This is a genomic window from Kribbella aluminosa (genome assembly GCF_017876295.1).
GTDB lineage: Bacteria > Actinomycetota > Actinomycetes > Propionibacteriales > Kribbellaceae > Kribbella > Kribbella aluminosa.
The window spans coordinates 3978555-3994847 of record NZ_JAGINT010000001.1; the positions used below are offsets into that span (position 1 = coordinate 3978555).

Genomic DNA, 16293 nt, shown 5'->3' on the forward strand with positions numbered 1-16293 from the left:
CCGCCAGCCTACCCAGGGCTAGGTAGCGGACGGTTGCCCGAACTCCCAGTGCCACGGCTCTTCCCGGTTGCGGCCCGGCTCCGCCCAGGCGGGGTGCACCCAGCCGTACGCAGGGGCCTGCGCCTTCATCCACTGGTACTGCGGGGAGTTGTACTTGTCGATCCCGCCGCAGAGGTCGACCGCGACGCCCCAGCCGTGGTTCGACGTACCGGGAAGGGCGGCCAGCGAGGGCTTGCGCTGGTACAGGCTGACCTGGGCGGCGTACGAGCGGTACGAGTCGGTGATGCACAGCGTCGTACCGAACCGTGCGCGGTAGGCCGCGGCGAGCTTCAGGTACGCCGCGGCGGCGTCGCAGCGCAGCATGTGGCCGGAGGTGATCGCGCAGAGCTTGCTGGCCGGGATCATGCCGTTGCTGTAACCGCCCCAGCCGGTGCTCGCGGACCCGGTCGCCAGGAACGGCATCGGGTTCACCGGGTCGCCGCCGAGCCGGACCTCGAAGTGCAGGTGCGGGCCGGTCGTGTTCCCCTTGTCTCCGACAGCACCGATCTGTTGCCCGGCGGTGACCTGCTGGCCGTCGGTGACGTCGACCCGGCTCAGGTGTGCGTACAGCGTCTCCAGGCCGTTGCCGTGGTCGATCCGGACCAGGTTGCCGGCCCAGGCCGGGTGCTCGATCCGGACGACGCCGGATGTGACGGCGCGGACCGGCGTACCGATGGCGGCTGGGAAGTCCTGCCCGGTGTGGAAGCCGGACGACCACTCGGACCCGGCCTGACCGAACGGCGTACCGATCTCGTAGGTGCCGTCGGGGAGCGGCCAGGTCCAGGAACCGGAGCCGACGTCGTACGACGTGGCGGTGTTGCCGCAGCGGAAGGGGTACGCGTCGGAGGTGGCGACGGGCGCGACCTGGGGCTTGGCGGGGGCGCCGAGCGTCGGGCGCAGGGCGGCGTACAGGTTGTCGGGGACGGTGGTGACGACGACCGCGCCCTTGGACTCGTCGGCGGCGATCATCTCGCCGTTGTCGAGCGCCACGCCGATGTGCACCAGGCCGAGGGATTTGCTGCCCATCACGAGCAGGTCGCCGGGCTGGATCTGCGCGGTCGGGACTGCCTGGTAGTCCGGGTACACCTTGCCGACCAGGTTCGGGAGGGTGGTGTACGGCTCCCAGGCGACCCGGGCGGCGCCGAGGCAGCCGTACTTGTCCGGGCCGGTCGCGGCGACGCCGTACGGCTTGCCGACGAGGTTGAACGCCTGGTTGACCGCGCGGATGGTCTCCGCGGACAGGACGCGCACGGTGCGGCCCGCGGTGGTGACGGACGCGACGCCGGGAACCGCGGCGCCGCGACGGGTGAGGGGCGCGAGGCCGGCCGGCAGCCTGGCGGGGTTCCTGAGTACGGCGGCGGCCGGGGGAGTGACCTTCGCGGCGGTGAGCTCGGTGAGGTACGTCTTCCAGCTGGCGAGAGCCTGTGCGTCGCGGACCGTCTGGAGTTGCTGCGAGACCCCGGACGCCGTGTCGAGGGCGGCCGTCTGGTCGGCCATCGCGGCGGAGGCTGCGGCGGCCTTCTGCTGGACCTGTTTGCTCAGCTCCTGCGCCTTCGCGGCGGCCTCGTTGGCGGCGGTGCGTTTGGTGGTCGCGTCCGACTTCAGCCGGTTCGAGTCCGATTCGGCGGCCAGCGCCGCGTTGTACTGCGCGACCTGCGTGGCTCCGAGCCGGGTGATCGCGGTCTGCCGGTCGGCGATCTCCTGGAGGTTCTCGGCGACCGGGGCGAGCGACCAGAGCATCGACTCGGTGCCCATCACGGTCGGGATGCCCAGCTGGTAGGCCTGCGCCGTCATCACGCCGAGCTTGTGGCGTTCCCCGTCCGAGCGGCTCTTCGACGTACTCGCCGTGGTCTCGGCCTTCTTCGCGGCGGCCTCGGCCGTCTGGGCCTCCTTCAGCGCCTTCGTGTAGGCGATGGTGGCCTTCGCGAAGTCCGCCTGGACTGCCGCGGCCTCGGCCTGGAGCTGCTCGAGCGAGCGGTTCACGTCGGTGACGGACGCGGGTGGCGGCTCGGACCCGGACGGTGTGGACGGTATCGACGGTGTGGACGGCGTGGGGCCGTCGGCGTACGCCGGTACCGCGACGACCGCCAGCAGTAGCCCGAGCGCCGCGAATCGCAGCCCCCGGCGTCTCCCCAGTTCCATCCGTCCCCCATGCAGCTCGCCTCACGCGCGTGCTCAGCGTAGGCGGCGTACGGTGCTTACGGAACCCCGGTTAGCATTCACTTCATGGCCTCGCACTTTGACGTTGTTGTCCTCGGCGCCGGTCCCGGTGGGTACGTCGCGGCGATCCGCGCCGCCCAGCTCGGACTCAAGACCGCCATCATCGAGAAGAAGTACTGGGGCGGTGTCTGCCTGAACGTGGGCTGCATCCCCTCCAAGGCGCTGCTGCGGAACGCCGAGCTGTCGCACATCTTCCGGACGGAGGCGAAGACCTTCGGTATCAGCGGCGAGGTGAGCTTCGACTTCCCGACCGCAGTGCAGCGCAGCCGGAAGGTCGCCGACGGCCGGGTCAAGGGCGTCCACTTCCTGATGAAGAAGAACAACATCACCGAGTTCGACGGCTGGGGCTCGTTCACCGACGCGAACACGCTCGACGTGACGCTGAACAATGGGTCCTCGGAGACCGTGACGTTCGGCTCCTGCATCGTGGCGACCGGCGCGACCACCAAGCTGCTGCCGGGCACCCAGCTGAGCGAGCGCGTGGTGACGTACGAGGAGCAGATCCTGACCGAGGAGCTGCCGGGCTCGATCGTGATCGCCGGTGCCGGTGCGATCGGTGTCGAGTTCGCGTACGTGCTGGCGAACTACGGCGTCAAGGTGACGATCGTCGAGTTCCTGGACCGGATGGTCCCGCTCGAGGACCCGGAGGTCTCCAAGGAGCTCGCGAAGGCGTACAAGAAGCTCGGCGTCGACGTACTGACGTCGACCCGGGTGGACTCGATCGACGACTCCGGTGCCTCGGTCAAGGTCACGGTGACCGGCAAGGACGGCGTACAGCAGACGATCGAGGCCGACAAGGTCATGCAGGCGATCGGCTTCCAGCCGCGGGTCGACGGGTACGGGCTGGACAAGATCGGGGTCGCGCTGACCGAGCGCGGCGCGATCAACGTCGACGGCTTCTGCCGGACGAACGTGCCGAACATCTTCGCGATCGGCGACGTGACCGCGAAGCTGATGCTCGCGCACGCGGCCGAGGCGATGGGCGTGATCGCCGCCGAGACGATCGCCGGGCACGAGACGATGGAGCTCGACTACGCGATGATCCCGCGGGCGACGTTCTGCCAGCCGCAGATCGCCAGCTTCGGGTACACCGAGGAGGAGGCCCGCAAGCTGGGCCACGACGTCAAGGTCGCGAAGTTCCCGTTCACCGCGAACGGGAAGGCGCACGGGCTGGGTGACCCGACCGGCTTCGTGAAGGTGATCAGCTCCGCTAAGTACGGCGAACTTCTGGGCGCGCACCTGATCGGCCCGGAGGTCACCGAGCTGCTGCCGGAGCTGACGCTGGCCCAGAAGTGGGACCTGACCACCAAGGAACTGGCCCGCAACGTCCACGCCCACCCGACCCTGAGCGAGGCCCTGCAAGAGGCGTTCCACGGCCTCGAAGGCCACATGATCAACTTCTGATCAGCTTTGCGGCGGCGGCAGACAACGTCTGCCGCCGCCTGTCGATTTCCGCCGCGCTCGTTCGACGAGACGGACGCCTCCGGCGCGCAGTTGATCGCCTGGACACGGTCCTGCTAGACCGCCGCACGTACCTCGATCCCCGAGCCCTCCTGACCGCCGGCCATCGTCCCACGGTCGCGGCACCGTCCAGCTAGAGACAATCCGCGGCACAAAAACTCCAACTGCCATCTCCTCGCCGACTACCGAGTAGTCCATCTGGCGTGAGCGGCACGAAAGCTGCCATCGGCGACTCAGCGGGCTGAGCCGCGGAGACGTCCGCCTGGTACCGAGCAACCGCGCCTGGCAGCCGTCGTACGACCGCGTGGCCCCGAAGCTGCAGGCCGCACTGGGCGACCTGGCGGTCGCGGTCGAGCACATCGGCTCAACCGCAGTACCGGCAAGCCCATCCTCGACATCGCGATAGGCCCCCGTAGGACGAGTGGCTGTGGCGCGACCGGATACTCTTCCGCGACCGGCTCAGGGCAGACGACGCGCTGCGGGACGTGTACGCCGACCTGAAGGCAGATCTGGCGCGGAGGTTCCCGGACGATCGCAGGGCCTACATCGCCGGTAAGGATGCGTTCGTACTACAGATCCTCGCCGGAGGCGGTCCCTCAGCGTTCGGAGACTTCACCGAGGACCGGTTTCACATCGACGACCGGGGTGCCGTCGAGGGCCTCCAGGTTGTTTACCTGGAGGCGGAGGTCGTCGACGGCCAGGACGGTGACGCGGTGGAGGCCGAGCGGATTGGGGCGGTCCGGCGAGCGCGTGCTGAAGACACCGGTCGCAGGTCGGCTCGCGTCGCCGCGCGGATGCACCTTCTGCACACTCCGATCCGCTCGATCGAACCAGGTGATGAGAATGAGCTCGTCGCCGGGAGCAACATCCGCGAGGGCCTCCCGAACAGACGCGTCGAACACGACCCAGGCGTCCGGCGCACCTTCATCCCCTTGCCGCGGCGCATCCGCGCGCTCGCGTAACTCCGACTCCACCCGCCCGACCACCTGCAGTACAAGCTCATCCGCCATCACACACTCCCGACTCCGGTCGCCGTGCAGCCAGACAGTACGCGCCTGGGCGCACCCGATTTGATAACGAGATAGTAACTCCCTACAATCGAACACATGCTTGAATGTGATCTGGAGGAGCTTTCCGCCACGGACCTGCTGTCCGTGGCGGCGGAGTTCGCCCGGATCCAGGACCGGGCTGCCGTGCGCATAGTCGAGGCAGCGCTCGCGTTCGCCGACCAGAACGCGGTGGTGCCCGGCTACGAGGCCTATGAGCCGTTGCCGGGGTACGAGCGGATCCAGGTGTTCGGCGGTGACGGTTGTCCTGGGGTGGCGGAGTTCGCGCCCATCGAGCTCGGTGCGGTACTGCGCATGTCGTCGGGCGCTGCGGCGGCGTTGATGGGTGAGGCGCTGGCGTTACGTCATCGGCTCCCCAGGATCTGGGCTGCGGTGCTGGCGGGGAACGCGGTGGCATGGCGGGCCCGGAAGGTCGCGCACGCCTGCCTGGCGTTGTCGCTGGAGGCTGCGGCGATCGTGGACCGGCGCGTGGTCGGGATCGTGAACACCGTGACACCGGGTGCCTTGACGAAGATTGTCAATGCTGCGGTCTGGGAGGCGGACCCCGAGTCGGCGAAGGCCCAGGCGGAGGCGGCCGCGCGGGCACGCGGTGTGTTCGTGGCGCCGTCCGACGACCAAGGTACGAAGCGGATCTGGGTCCGGGCCGCTGCGGGTGACGTGATCCGCTTCGACGCCACCATCGACGACCTCGCGCGAGCGTTGAAGACTCTGGGTGACACCGATTCTCTGGATCAACGCCGCGCGAAGGCAATCGGCTGGATCGCCGACCCCGCCGCAGCCCACCACTTACTCGAAGTCGCGCGCCACCTCGCCCACACACAGTCAACCCACAGCGCCCCACCCTCGGACGCTGCCACGCCGTCTCAGCCACGGTCCGCCCCGGAGACGCCGAACTGCGCCAACCACCCCAGCGATCAGCCCGAACACTCCGCCGACAACGGACTTGGACAACAAGTCGAACCACCCGCCGCCGACGACCGCGCGCAAGCCAGGCCAAAGCCGTGTCCCGGGTCCAACGAAAACCCCCACGCCGCCGAGGGCGACCGCGCCGAGGATGGTGGGGAGGCGTTCACGCGGCGGATGCTCGCGGGTGAACTGCCAGCCCGGCTGGCTGCGATCAAACAGGACGCATACCGCAACGGCCTTGGCGCCGGTTCGGCTGTGGGCCGGCGGAGGCGGAACACCCTGTACGTGCACCTCACCGATCGGACACTTGCCACCGGTGACGGCGTACTGCGAGTCGAAGAGCTCGGGCCCCTGCTCGCGAGTCAGCTGAGCGAGCTGCTCGGCCACGACCAGGTCGTGGTCAAGCCCGTGATCGACCTGCACGACCAGGTCAGCGTGCACGGCTACGAGATCCCGGACCGGATCCGCGAGCGGGTGCGGCTGCGTCATCCGGTCGACATGTTCCCGTACGGCGGCGCCGAGGCCACCACCCGGATGGACCTCGACCACGTCATGCCGTACACCCACAGCGACCGCGCCGCACCACCCGGCCAAACCCGCCAAACCGGGCAAACCGGGCAAACCGGTACCCACAACCTCATACCGCTCACTCGGCTCCACCACCGCGCCAAAACGTTCGGCCGCTGGCGCGCCCGACGCCTGCCCACCGGCGCCGTTGAATGGATCAGCCCTCACGGGTTCCGATTCGTCGTCGACCACTCCGGCACCCACCCACTACCAGCCGCCACCGAGGCTGACCCGGTCGGAGGATGAATGCAACCGCAGGGCCAGCCGACCGGCAGCACGGCAGCACGGGGGTCGCCGGCTCGCGGGTGGGCTCGGCCTGACGGAGGAGTTCGCTCAGCTCGGCGACGAGGCCCGGCGCCACAGGTCTTGCCGGCGGCCAACGCGACACGGTCTTGCCGGGACCAACGGGACTTGCAGGCGGCCGAGGGCTTTGGCCCGGACGCGGATTCGACGCGCGGAGGGCCTCCTCGATCCGCACCTCACGGGAGCCAGGCCGGATCAAGCAGGGCGACGACGTCGGTGACCTTCCAGCACGACGGCCGACCGCCAGCACGACGGCGCTGACCGCCGTACCAGCGGCTGAGGCTTGATGCCGAGCAACCCGATGGCCGCCGGTCCAACAGCAGGCCAGTCCGTCCGCGCAGGGCGGTCGCGGTCGACTGGTGGGCTATTGGACTGGGTAGCGGTAGACGGTTTGGAGGGGTTGGCCGGGGGTGTGGAAGTGGAGGGCGAGGCCGGGGTGGGCGGTGGGGTCTACTACCGAATCGGTGTGCGGTTCGAAGGGGAGGGGGACGGTGGAGCGGATGCCGGGGGCGCCTAGGACGGGGTGGCCGGCGAAGGTGGTGGTGATGGCGTTGTGGACGTGGCCGGTGAGTACGGCGGTGACGGGTTTGCCGGTCAGGACCTGCTCGAGGGCGTCGGGGTTTTCGAGTTTCCACTGGTCCATGACGGGGTGGTGGAGTTCGAAGGGCGGGTGGTGCATGGCTACGAAGATCGGGCCGTCGAAGGGATCGGTGAGGGCGGTGTCGAGCCACGCGAGGGTTTCCCCGGAGAGGTAGCCGTGGTCCTGGCCTTCGACTGTGGAGTCGACGAGGACGAAGCGGGCCGCCCCGACGTCGCGGATCTGGTGGACCGGGTGGCCATGGCCCGGGGCGGTGACGAGCGCGCGGAACGCGGCGCTGACGTCGTGGTTGCCGGGGAGCACCAGCGTCGGTACGTCGAAGGTCAGTTCGCGGGCGACCTCGACGTACTCCTCCGGCAACCCGTGGTCGGCCAGGTCGCCGGTGACCAGTACGACGTCCACCGTCGACGAGCGCACGTACGACGTGATCAGCCGGAGCCGGGAGCGCGCCTCCTCGGTGCCGTCGAGGTGCGGGTCACTGAGGTGCGCGATCACATACATGTCAGCACATTAGCCGCAGAAGCCCGCCGGGAGTGCCCCGCACGGCACCAGCCCGCCGCGTTCCAGCACGGGCCGCGCCTGCGACGACCGTACGTAGTCCAGGAACGCCGCCGTCAGGGACTTCGCCTCCGGTGCCACGGGTGGACACCGATCCGGGCGTCGACCTGGACGCGGTACACGAGCCGTTTGCGGCGCCAGACGTACCGGTCGAGCAGCCACACGATCGACGTGCCGGTCGGCGAGACGAGGGCGATGACGGTCCCGAGATCGATGTTTCCGAGCCCTGAGAAATCGAGCAACTCTGTCCTCACTTCTGCGAGATCGGAACGCTGGTGGCCGGTGGTGAACGTCCGCTTACGGTGCGATGACGCGCCGGGTGGGGACTTGGTCCGGACCGGGTGGTCTGAGAGATTTGGCGGCATGGCTAAACAGGTTGACGTGATCGTCGTCGGGCTCGGTGTCGGTGGGGAGGAGACCGCCGGACGGCTGGCGCAGGCCGGGCTGCGGGTGGTCGGGATAGAGTCGCGGCTGGTCGGCGGCGAGTGCCCGTACTACGGCTGTGTGCCGAGCAAGATGATGATCCGGGCCGCGAACCTGATCGCCGAGACCCGCCGCGTCGACGGCATCGCGGGTACGGCGACCGTGCAGCCGGACTGGGCGCCGGTCGCGAAGCGGATCCGCGAGGAGGCCACCGACAGTTGGAACGACCAGGTCGCCGTCGACCGCCTGACGGGCAAGGGCGCGACCGTGATCAAGGACGTCGCGACGATCACCGGCCCGAACACGGTCCGCGCCGGCGGCACCGAGTACGAGGCGGCCCGCGGCATCGTGATCGCGACCGGAACGGTCCCGTCGGTCCCGCCGATCGACGGCCTGGCCGGTACGCCGTACTGGACGAACCGCGAGGCGATCGAGGTGGAGACGCTGCCGGCGTCGCTGCTGATCCTCGGCGGCGGCGCGATCGGTATGGAACTGGCGCAGGTGTTCGCGCGCTTCGGCGTCCAGGTCACCGTGATCGAGGGCGCCCCCGAGGTGCTGGCGATGGAGGAGCCGGAGTCCGGCGTACTGGCCCGCGAGGCGCTGGAGCGCGACGGCGTGACGTTCCGCCGGGGCGCGCACGCGAAGCAGGTCGGGTACGCCGACGGCGCGTTCACCGTGACGCTCGAGGACGGCAGCACCACCACGGGCGAGAAGTTGCTGGTGGCAACGGGTCGTCGGGTGGCGACCGCGGACCTGGGAATCGACAAGCTCGGGCTGGACCCGGCCGCGCGCCGGATCGAGGTCGACGAGCACGTCCGCGCCGGCGACCGGGTCTGGGCGGTCGGCGATGTCACCGGGGTCGGGGCGTTCACCCACAACGCCATGTACCAGGCCGACATCGCGGTCCGCGACATCCTCCAGGAGCCGGACGCGCCGACCGCGAGCTACCACGCGATGCCGCGGGTGACGTTCACCGACCCCGAGATCGGCGCGGTCGGGCTGACCGAGAAGCAGGCCCGCGACGCCGGGCTGAACGTGCGGACCGGTTCGACCCCGATCCCGGCCTCGACCCGCGGCTGGATCCACAAGGCCGGCAACGAGGGCTTCATCAAGGTCGTCATGGACGCCGACCGCGGCGTACTGGTCGGTGCCACCAGCGCGGGCCCGACCGGCGGCGAGGTGCTGAGCGCGCTCGCGGTGGCCGTGCACGCCGCCGTCCCGGTGAACAGTCTGCGACAGATGATTTACGCGTACCCGACGTTCCACCGGGCGATCGGCGAGGCGCTCAAGGAGTTGTGAGACCGCTTGTTGCGATCCGGTCGCAAATAGATCGACAATGTCCGCGTGCATGTTCCTGACGGTTTCTTCGATGCCCCCACGTCCGTCGCCACCGGCCTGATCGCGGCCGGTGCGGTCGGCGTCAGCCTGCAACGGGCCAGCCGCGAGCTCCGCGAGACGGGTCCGGCGCTGGCTGGGCTGACCGCGGCGTTCGTGTTCGCGGTGCAGATGGTGAACTTCCCGGTCGGCGCCGGCACCAGCGGCCACCTGCTCGGCGGCGCGCTGGCCGCGGCGCTGGTCGGGCCGTGGACCGCCGTACTGGTGATGTCCACCGTCCTGCTGGTGCAAGGCCTGCTGTTCGCCGATGGCGGGCTGACCGCGCTGGGGACGAACATCACGCTGATGGGCCTGATCACGGTCCTCGTCGGGTACTTCGTGACCCGTGCGCTGCTGAAGGTCCTGCCGCGGCGCGTCGGCAGCGTCGTACCGGCGACCACGGTCGGCGCGCTGGTGTCGGTCCCGGTCGCGGCGCTGGCGTTCACCGGGCTGTACTCGATCGGTGGCGCGGTGGACATCCCGCTCGGCAAGCTCGCGACGGCGATGGTCGGCTGGCACATCCTGGTCGGCATCGGCGAGGCGGTCATCACCGCCGCCGTCCTGAGCGCGGTCGTCGCGACCCGTCCGGATCTCGTGTACGCCGCCCGGCACCTGCAGCAGGACCTCGTCCTGGTCGATGCCGACGGCAACAGCTCGACGGTGTCGCCGGACCGCCCGGTCGTTGCGAAGCCGGCCGGGCGATCGCTGGGCGTCGGCATCGCGGTCACGCTGCTGGTCGCCGGTGGGTTGAGCCTGTTCGCGAGCGCGCATCCGGACGGGCTGGAGTTCGTCGGCGCGAAGCTCGGGTTCGAGAGCGCCGCGAAGACCTCGGCGGTGGCGAGCAGCCCGCTGGCCGACTACGGCGTCCACGGGATCGGCAACGCGCAGGTGTCCGGCGCGCTGGCCGGGATCATCGGCGTACTGGTCACGATCGTGGTGGGTCTCGCGATCGCGAAGCTCGCCTCGCTCCGGGCCGGCAAAGCGTCGTGAGCGGGGACGGCCTGCTGGTCGCGGTGGACAGCCCGGTGCACCGCATCCCGGCGCAGGTGAAACTCGTCGCGCTGTTCGTCTTCGTGCTCGCCGTCGTCTCCACCCCGGCCGCGATCTTCTGGGCCTTCGGGGTGTACGCCGGGCTGCTGGCCGGCGCACTGGTGACGGCGAAACTGCCCGCCGCCGTGGTGTTACGGCGGCTCGCGGTGGAGACGCCGTTCATCGTGTTCGCGCTGCTCCTCCCGTTCGTTGCCACCGGCCCGCGGATCGACGTGCTCGGACTGCAGCTGTCCGCGTCGGGTGTGTTCGGGGCGTGGAACGTGCTGGCGAAGGGCACACTCGGCGTGATCGCAGCGATCCTCTTGTCGGCAACGACCGCGCCGCGTGACCTGCTCGCCGGGCTCGAACGGCTGCGACTGCCGGCCACGCTGGTGGCGATCCTGACCTTCATGGTCCGGTACCTGAGCGTCGTGTCGGACGACCTGCACCGGATGCGGGTCGCCCGTGAGTCCCGTGGGTACGCGGGCGGCCGGGCCGGGCATCTGAAGGCGGTGGCCGGGGGAGTGGGGGCACTGTTCGTCCGCAGCTTCGAGCGCGGCGAACGCGTGCACCTGGCGATGCGGTCCCGCGGGTACAGCGGCCGGATGCCGCTGCTCAGCGCGCAGGGCGCGTCGAGCGCCCAGTGGGTCGAGGGGCTGGCGATCTCCTTGCTCGCCGTCGCGATCGCCGTCGCCGCCAGGGTGGTGACCTTGTGAGCGGTCCCGCGATTCAGGTCGAGCGTCTGGTGTTCGCGTACCCAGACGGGCGGCAGGCGCTGTACGGCGTGGACTTCACCGTGCAGCACGGCGAACGGGTCGCGCTGCTCGGGCCGAACGGCGCCGGCAAGACCACCCTGGTACTGCATCTGAACGGCATCCTCGGCTCGGTCGCGGGCGGCACCGGCAGCGGCCGGATCCAGATCGGCGGCACCGCCGTGCACCGCGAACACCTGACCGCGATCCGCCGCAAGGTCGGCCTGGTCTTCCAGGACCCCGACGACCAGCTCTTCATGCCGACCGTCCGAGACGACGTCGCATTCGGCCCGGCGAACCTCGGCCTCCGCGGCGCGGAACTGGACGACCGGGTCCACGAGGCCCTGGTCCAGGTGGGTATGCAGGACCACGCCGGCCTCGCACCCCACCACCTCTCGTTCGGCCAACGCCGCCGAGTCGCGGTCGCAACGGTCCTGGCGATGCGCCCCGAGGTACTGGTCCTGGACGAGCCGTCCAGCAACCTCGACCCGGCCGCCCGCCGCGAACTGGCCGACATCCTCGCCGGCCTCGACGTCACGCTCCTGATGATCACCCACGACCTCCCGTACGCCCTCCAGCTCTGCGAACGCAGCCTGCTGATGAACGACGGCCGGATCGTTGCGGACGGCAAGACCCGCGACCTGCTCGGCGATCCGGAGCTGATGGCTGCGAACCGTCTCGAGTTGCCGTACGGCTTCGACCCGCTGTCCGTCGCCGGACCGGAGCGTCCCTGACGATCCGTCGGAGGCTAGTCGGTGACCGTCACCGGGAATGCACGGTGAATTTCTTACCAAGCCCTTGTGTGTTACTCGCCGGTCAGCGAAGGTGACGTGGAGTACTTCATTCGCCACTCCTCGCTCACAAAGGTGGTCCGCCCCATGAAGTCCATCGCCAGTCTGCTGTCCGCTGCGGCCCTCGGCGCGGCGTCCCTGCTGATCCCCGGAGTCGCGCACGCCGCGGCTCCGAACTACGTCGCCCTGGGTGACTCGTACGCCTCCGGCGTCGGCACCCGGACCTACATCTCCTCCAGCGGCTCGTGCCAGCGCTCGACCAAGGCGTACGCCTACATCGACGCCGGCCGGCTCGGCGCGAACCTGACGTTCATGGCCTGCTCCGGCGCCAAGGTCGCGGACGTCACCGCGAACCAGCTCCCGTCGGTGACCAGCGCCGCGAACATCGTGTCGGTGCAGGTCGGCGGCAACGACGCCGGGTTCTCCTCGGTCATCACCGAGTGCGCGAAGCCGTCCTGGCTCGGCGACTGCTCCGGCGCGGTCGCGAACGCGCAGGCGATCATCAACAACACGCTGCCCGGCCGGCTGAACGGCCTGTACGCGTCGATCAAGAGCCGGGCATCCTCGGCCAAGGTCGTCGTGGTCGGGTATCCGCGGCTGTTCAACGGCACCGACTGCAACGCCGGTACGTTCTTCAGCCCGGACGAGATGACCAAGCTGAACGCGACCGCCGACCTGCTGAACTCGAAGGTCTCCGCGGCCGCGAGCGCCGCCGGGTTCGCGTTCGTGAACCCGACCTCGAAGTTCATCGGCCACTCGGTGTGCGGCAGCCCGGAGTGGATCAACGGCCTGTCGAACCCGGTCAGCGAGTCGTACCACCCGAACGTGACCGGCCAGGCGGCGTACGCCGATCTGGTCCAGCCCGCGCTCTGACCCGGTTCGGGGATGCGGAACCGGCGAGTTCGTGGTGTCATGCAGAGGTGACGCGGAGGTCCGTCGACTGGTTGCTGGCGGCCAGGATGCAGGCCAACTGCCTCGCGCGTCCGGTGAACGAGGCCGGCCCCGGAGGGGTGGCCGACGTCGTACGCCGGATGGGGGGACTACAGGCCCAGACCTGGCGCGGTGCGGCGTACGCCGTGCGCGCCCGGTCCACCGCCACCACGCACGCTGACGTGACGTACGCGCAGGTCACGGACCGCTCCGTCGTCCGCGGCTGGTTCATGCGCGGCACCCTGCAACTTGTCGCGGTCGAGGACGCCGGCCCGTTGCTCGGGCTGCTCGGCGCGAAACTGATCAAGGACACCGAACGCCGGTACGGCGAGCTGGGCCTGCCCGAGCGGACCCGCGCCGCCGCGGCCGACGTACTCGAGGAACACCTGCTCGCCCACGGGCCATGCGACCGCGCGGAGCTGGCCGTCGTACTGGTCCGCGCCGGGCTGATCCCTCAGCCGAAGGGGCAGGCCGTGTACGCGCTCATCCGGTACGCCGGAATCCTCGGACGCGTGTGCTACGGACCTGGCGACACCTGGGTCGCGGTGACCGATTGGCTGGGCAAACCCCTCATCCTGGAAGGCGACCTCGAAGCCGTCGCCCACCGCTACCTGACCGCCTACGGCCCGGCCACCGCCCGCGACTTCGCCACCTGGGCCGGGCTACCCGTACCGCAGGCCCGCCGCGCGATCACGTCCGTGGCGACCACCTCCTTCGAGGTCGAGGCCACCGAGCTGTACGCCGTCGAGGACCTGCCCGGCTGCCAGGACGTCCGGATGCTCGGCGAGTTCGACGCGTACCTGCTCGGGTACCAGAACCGCTTCCAGGAGCTGCCCAAGTCGATCTTTCCCGGCGGCGGCATGCTCAGCCCGGCGGTGATCAGAGCCGGCCGAGCGATCGGTGCCTGGCGGCACGCGGACCTCTCGACCGACCTGTTCGAACCCGCGGACCTAACCGACGAGCTGGCCGACCTCGCCCGGTTCTGACACGTACGTGCGGAGATGTTCCGCGGTCACCGTCGGGCTGCTCTCCACCAGATCGGCCGGCGTACCGGTGAAGACGACCTGACCGCCGGCGTGCCCGGCACCCGGACCGATGTCGATCAGCCAGTCCGCCTGCGCCATCACCGCCTGGTGGTGCTCGATCACGATCACCGTGTTGCCCTGGTCGACGAGGGTGTCGAGCATGCCGAGCAGCTTGTCGACGTCGGCGAGATGCAGCCCGGTGGTGGGCTCGTCGAGGATGTAGATCGAGCCGGTCCGTCCCATGTTGATCGCCAGCTTCAGCCGCTGCCGTTCGCCGCCGGACAGTGTCGTGAGCGGCTGGCCGAGCCCGATGTACTCCAGCCCGACCGTCGCGAGCCGGTCCAGGATCGTGCGCGCCGTACCCTTCGGGAAGAACTCACGGGCCTCCGCGACCGTCATCCGCAGTACCTCGCTGATGTTCTTGCCGCGCAACCGGTAGCCGAGCACCTCCGCGGTGAAGCGCGCGCCGTTGCAGTCCTCGCACATCGACGCGACCTCGGCCATCATCGCGAGATCCGTGTAGACCAGCCCGATGCCCTTGCAGGTCGGGCAGGCGCCGACCGAGTTCGCGCTGAACAGGCCCGGCTTCACCTGGTTCGCCTTGGCGAACTCGGCCCGGATCGGGTCCAGCAGGCCCGTGTACGTCGCCGGGTTGCTGCGCTTGGACCCGCGGATCGGTTCCTGTCCCGCGATGATCACACCGTCCCGTCCGGCGAGCGACCCATGGATCAGCGAGCTCTTCCCGGAGCCCGCGACCCCGGTGATCACGGTCAGTACGCCGAGCGGGACGTCGACGCTCACGTTCCGCAGGTTGTGCAGCTTCGCGTTCGTGATCGCCAGCTGGCCGGTGGGCCGCCGTACGTCGTCGCGCACGCTCACCCGGTGGTCGAGGTACTGCCCGGTCAGCGTCCCGGACGTCTTCAGGCCGGCGACATCACCCGCGTAACAGAGCCGGCCGCCGGCCAGGCCCGCGCCCGGTCCGAGGTCGACGACGTGGTCCGCGATCCGGATCGTCTCCGGCTTGTGCTCCACGACGAGGACCGTGTTGCCCTTGTCCCGCAGCTGCAGCAGCAGGTCGTTCATCTGCTGGATGTCGTGCGGATGCAGCCCGACCGTCGGCTCGTCGAACACATAGGTGACGTCGCTGAGGCTCGACCCGAGATGCCGGACCAGCTTCACCCGTTGCGCCTCGCCGCCGGACAGCGTGGACGACTCCCGGTCCAGCGACAGGTACCCGAGCCCGATCGTCACGAACGAGTCCAGCAACTGCCGTAGCCCGTCGAGCATCGGGCCGACCCCGGAGTGCTTGACCCCGGCAACGAACTCGGCGAGATCGCTGATCTGCAGCGCCGAGCACTCACCGATCGTCCGGCCGTCCACGGTGACCGCCCGGGCCGCCGCGTTCAGCCGTACGCCGTGGCACTCCGGGCAGGTGTCCTGCCGGATCGCCCGCTCGGCGAACGCCCGCGCATGGCTCTGCATCGACTGCGGGTCCTTGCTCAGGTACTGCCGTTTGAGCTTGGTGATCAGCCCCTCGAAGGTCAGGTTGCTCTTCCCGACCCGGACCTTCGTCGGCTCCTGGTGCAGGAACTGCTGCCACACCTCGTCCGGGTACTCCTGTAGCGGGAGGTCCGGGTCGAACAGCCCCGACCGCGCCATCAGTTGCCACGGCCAACTGTCGATGGCGTACCCGGGCGCCTTGATCGGGCCTTGGTTCAGGCTCTTCTCGCAGTCCACCAGTTCGTCGAGGTTGAACTCCGTGGTCCGGCCGAGGCCTTCGCACAGCGGGCACATCCCCTCGGCGCGGTTGAAGCTGAACACCGACGGCGGACCGGCGTACGGCGTGCCCGCGCGGCTGAACAGCACCCGGAGCATGGTGTGCGCGTCGGTCGCCGTACCGACGGTGGAGCGGGCGTTCGCGCCGATCCGTTCCTGGTCGACGATGATCGCGGCGGACACGTTCCGCAGTGCGTCGACGTCCGGGCGTCCGAGGCTCGGCATGAAGTTCTGTACGAACGCGGTGTAGGTCTCGTTGATCAGCCGCTGCGACTCGGCCGCGACGGTGTCGAAGACGAGCGAGGACTTGCCGGAACCGGAGACCCCGGTGAAGACGGTGAGCCGGCGTTTAGGGATGTCGAGCGAGACACCGGCGAGATTGTTCTCCCGGGCGCCGCGCACCTGGATGACGTCATGGCTGTCAGCAGGAAACATCCTTCAATGGTGTCATTGAAGCGGTCGTAGGAACTTTGT

Annotated in this window: 14 protein-coding genes and 1 pseudogene; 10 read left to right on the forward strand and 5 right to left on the reverse strand. The window is 69.6% G+C overall.

Going from position 1 to position 16293, the window contains the following annotated elements; translation table 11 throughout:
* Window positions 1-18: 18 nt before the first annotated feature.
* Entirely contained in the window at window positions 19-2181 is a 2163-nt protein-coding gene (locus JOF29_RS18985; protein WP_245357663.1) for a peptidoglycan DD-metalloendopeptidase family protein, read from the reverse strand.
* An 84-nt stretch (window positions 2182-2265) separates the two neighbouring features.
* On the opposite strand from JOF29_RS18985, the gene lpdA reads away from it, so the two are divergent.
* The 3 genes and pseudogenes from lpdA to JOF29_RS45990 form a co-directional block, all read left to right on the forward strand.
* Window positions 2266-3663, forward strand: coding sequence for a dihydrolipoyl dehydrogenase (gene lpdA / locus JOF29_RS18990; protein ID WP_209695499.1), 1398 nt, complete (start codon window positions 2266-2268; stop codon window positions 3661-3663).
* Between the two features lie 319 nt (window positions 3664-3982).
* Window positions 3983-4126: a GrpB family protein gene (locus tag JOF29_RS45985; protein ID WP_372446332.1), complete on the forward strand. Its 144-nt coding sequence runs from the start codon at window positions 3983-3985 to the stop codon at window positions 4124-4126.
* 19 nt (window positions 4127-4145) lie between these two features.
* Window positions 4146-4289 (forward strand): annotated as a pseudogene (locus JOF29_RS45990) (GrpB family protein); the annotation flags it as partial.
* A gap of 27 nt (window positions 4290-4316) precedes the next feature.
* Here JOF29_RS45990 and tsaA read toward each other — a convergent pair.
* Complete coding sequence (tsaA, locus tag JOF29_RS45995; protein WP_209695500.1) at window positions 4317-4730, reverse strand: tRNA (N6-threonylcarbamoyladenosine(37)-N6)-methyltransferase TrmO; 414 nt, start codon at window positions 4728-4730, stop codon at window positions 4317-4319.
* Window positions 4731-4826: 96 nt separating this feature from the next.
* Here tsaA and JOF29_RS19010 point away from each other — a divergent pair, with 96 nt between their 5' ends.
* Complete coding sequence (locus JOF29_RS19010; RefSeq protein WP_209695501.1) at window positions 4827-6506, forward strand: DUF222 domain-containing protein; 1680 nt, start codon at window positions 4827-4829, stop codon at window positions 6504-6506.
* Between the two features lie 421 nt (window positions 6507-6927).
* On the opposite strand, the gene JOF29_RS19015 is transcribed toward JOF29_RS19010, so the two are convergent.
* Both JOF29_RS19015 and JOF29_RS19020 read right to left on the reverse strand, forming a co-directional pair.
* Window positions 6928-7662, reverse strand: a complete 735-nt coding sequence (locus JOF29_RS19015; protein ID WP_209695502.1) for a metallophosphoesterase — start codon at window positions 7660-7662, stop codon at window positions 6928-6930.
* A 113-nt stretch (window positions 7663-7775) separates the two neighbouring features.
* Window positions 7776-7961, reverse strand: coding sequence for a hypothetical protein (locus tag JOF29_RS19020; protein WP_209695503.1), 186 nt, complete (start codon window positions 7959-7961; stop codon window positions 7776-7778).
* Between the two features lie 121 nt (window positions 7962-8082).
* On the opposite strand from JOF29_RS19020, the gene JOF29_RS19025 reads away from it, so the two are divergent.
* The 6 genes from JOF29_RS19025 (at window position 8083) to JOF29_RS19050 (ending at window position 14004) form a co-directional block, all read left to right on the forward strand.
* Entirely contained in the window at window positions 8083-9441 is a 1359-nt protein-coding gene (locus tag JOF29_RS19025) for a dihydrolipoyl dehydrogenase family protein (RefSeq protein WP_209695504.1), read from the forward strand.
* A gap of 45 nt (window positions 9442-9486) precedes the next feature.
* Window positions 9487-10506, forward strand: coding sequence for an energy-coupling factor ABC transporter permease (locus JOF29_RS45400; protein ID WP_209695505.1), 1020 nt, complete (start codon window positions 9487-9489; stop codon window positions 10504-10506).
* Window positions 10503-11261: a cobalt ECF transporter T component CbiQ gene (gene cbiQ / locus JOF29_RS19035; RefSeq protein WP_307863458.1), complete on the forward strand. Its 759-nt coding sequence runs from the start codon at window positions 10503-10505 to the stop codon at window positions 11259-11261. Before JOF29_RS45400 ends, cbiQ begins: the two co-directional genes overlap by 4 nt.
* Entirely contained in the window at window positions 11258-12031 is a 774-nt protein-coding gene (locus JOF29_RS19040; RefSeq protein WP_209695506.1) for an energy-coupling factor ABC transporter ATP-binding protein, read from the forward strand. Before cbiQ ends, JOF29_RS19040 begins: the two co-directional genes overlap by 4 nt.
* Before the next feature lie 144 nt (window positions 12032-12175).
* A complete protein-coding gene (locus JOF29_RS19045) occupies window positions 12176-12961 on the forward strand; it encodes an SGNH/GDSL hydrolase family protein (RefSeq protein ID WP_209695507.1) in 786 nt (261 codons plus the stop codon).
* A 47-nt stretch (window positions 12962-13008) separates the two neighbouring features.
* Window positions 13009-14004 (forward strand): winged helix DNA-binding domain-containing protein, encoded by a 996-nt coding sequence (locus tag JOF29_RS19050; protein WP_209695508.1) that lies wholly within the window; start codon window positions 13009-13011, stop codon window positions 14002-14004.
* Here the strand turns inward: JOF29_RS19050 and JOF29_RS19055 are convergent.
* Window positions 13969-16254 carry an ATP-binding cassette domain-containing protein gene (locus tag JOF29_RS19055; protein WP_209695509.1) on the reverse strand — a complete coding sequence of 762 codons (2286 nt, stop codon included), beginning with the start codon at window positions 16252-16254 and terminating at the stop codon, window positions 13969-13971. The two genes, JOF29_RS19050 and JOF29_RS19055, sit on opposite strands and share 36 nt — an antisense overlap.
* Between the last annotated feature and the right edge of the window lie 39 nt (window positions 16255-16293).

Excerpts from the sequence above, each read along its gene's own strand:
- tsaA (WP_209695500.1), bottom strand. The coding sequence starts at position 4,730 with ATGGCGGATGAGCTTGTACTGCAGGTGGTCGGGCGGGTGGAGTCGGAG.
- JOF29_RS19010 (WP_209695501.1), top strand. The coding sequence starts at position 4,827 with ATGCTTGAATGTGATCTGGAGGAGCTTTCCGCCACGGACCTGCTGTCC.
- JOF29_RS19025 (WP_209695504.1), top strand. The coding sequence starts at position 8,083 with ATGGCTAAACAGGTTGACGTGATCGTCGTCGGGCTCGGTGTCGGTGGG.
- JOF29_RS18985 (WP_245357663.1), bottom strand. The coding sequence starts at position 2,181 with ATGGAACTGGGGAGACGCCGGGGGCTGCGATTCGCGGCGCTCGGGCTA.
- lpdA (WP_209695499.1), top strand. The coding sequence starts at position 2,266 with ATGGCCTCGCACTTTGACGTTGTTGTCCTCGGCGCCGGTCCCGGTGGG.
- JOF29_RS19015 (WP_209695502.1), bottom strand. The coding sequence starts at position 7,662 with ATGTATGTGATCGCGCACCTCAGTGACCCGCACCTCGACGGCACCGAG.
- JOF29_RS19055 (WP_209695509.1), bottom strand. The coding sequence starts at position 16,254 with ATGTTTCCTGCTGACAGCCATGACGTCATCCAGGTGCGCGGCGCCCGG.
- JOF29_RS19045 (WP_209695507.1), top strand. The coding sequence starts at position 12,176 with ATGAAGTCCATCGCCAGTCTGCTGTCCGCTGCGGCCCTCGGCGCGGCG.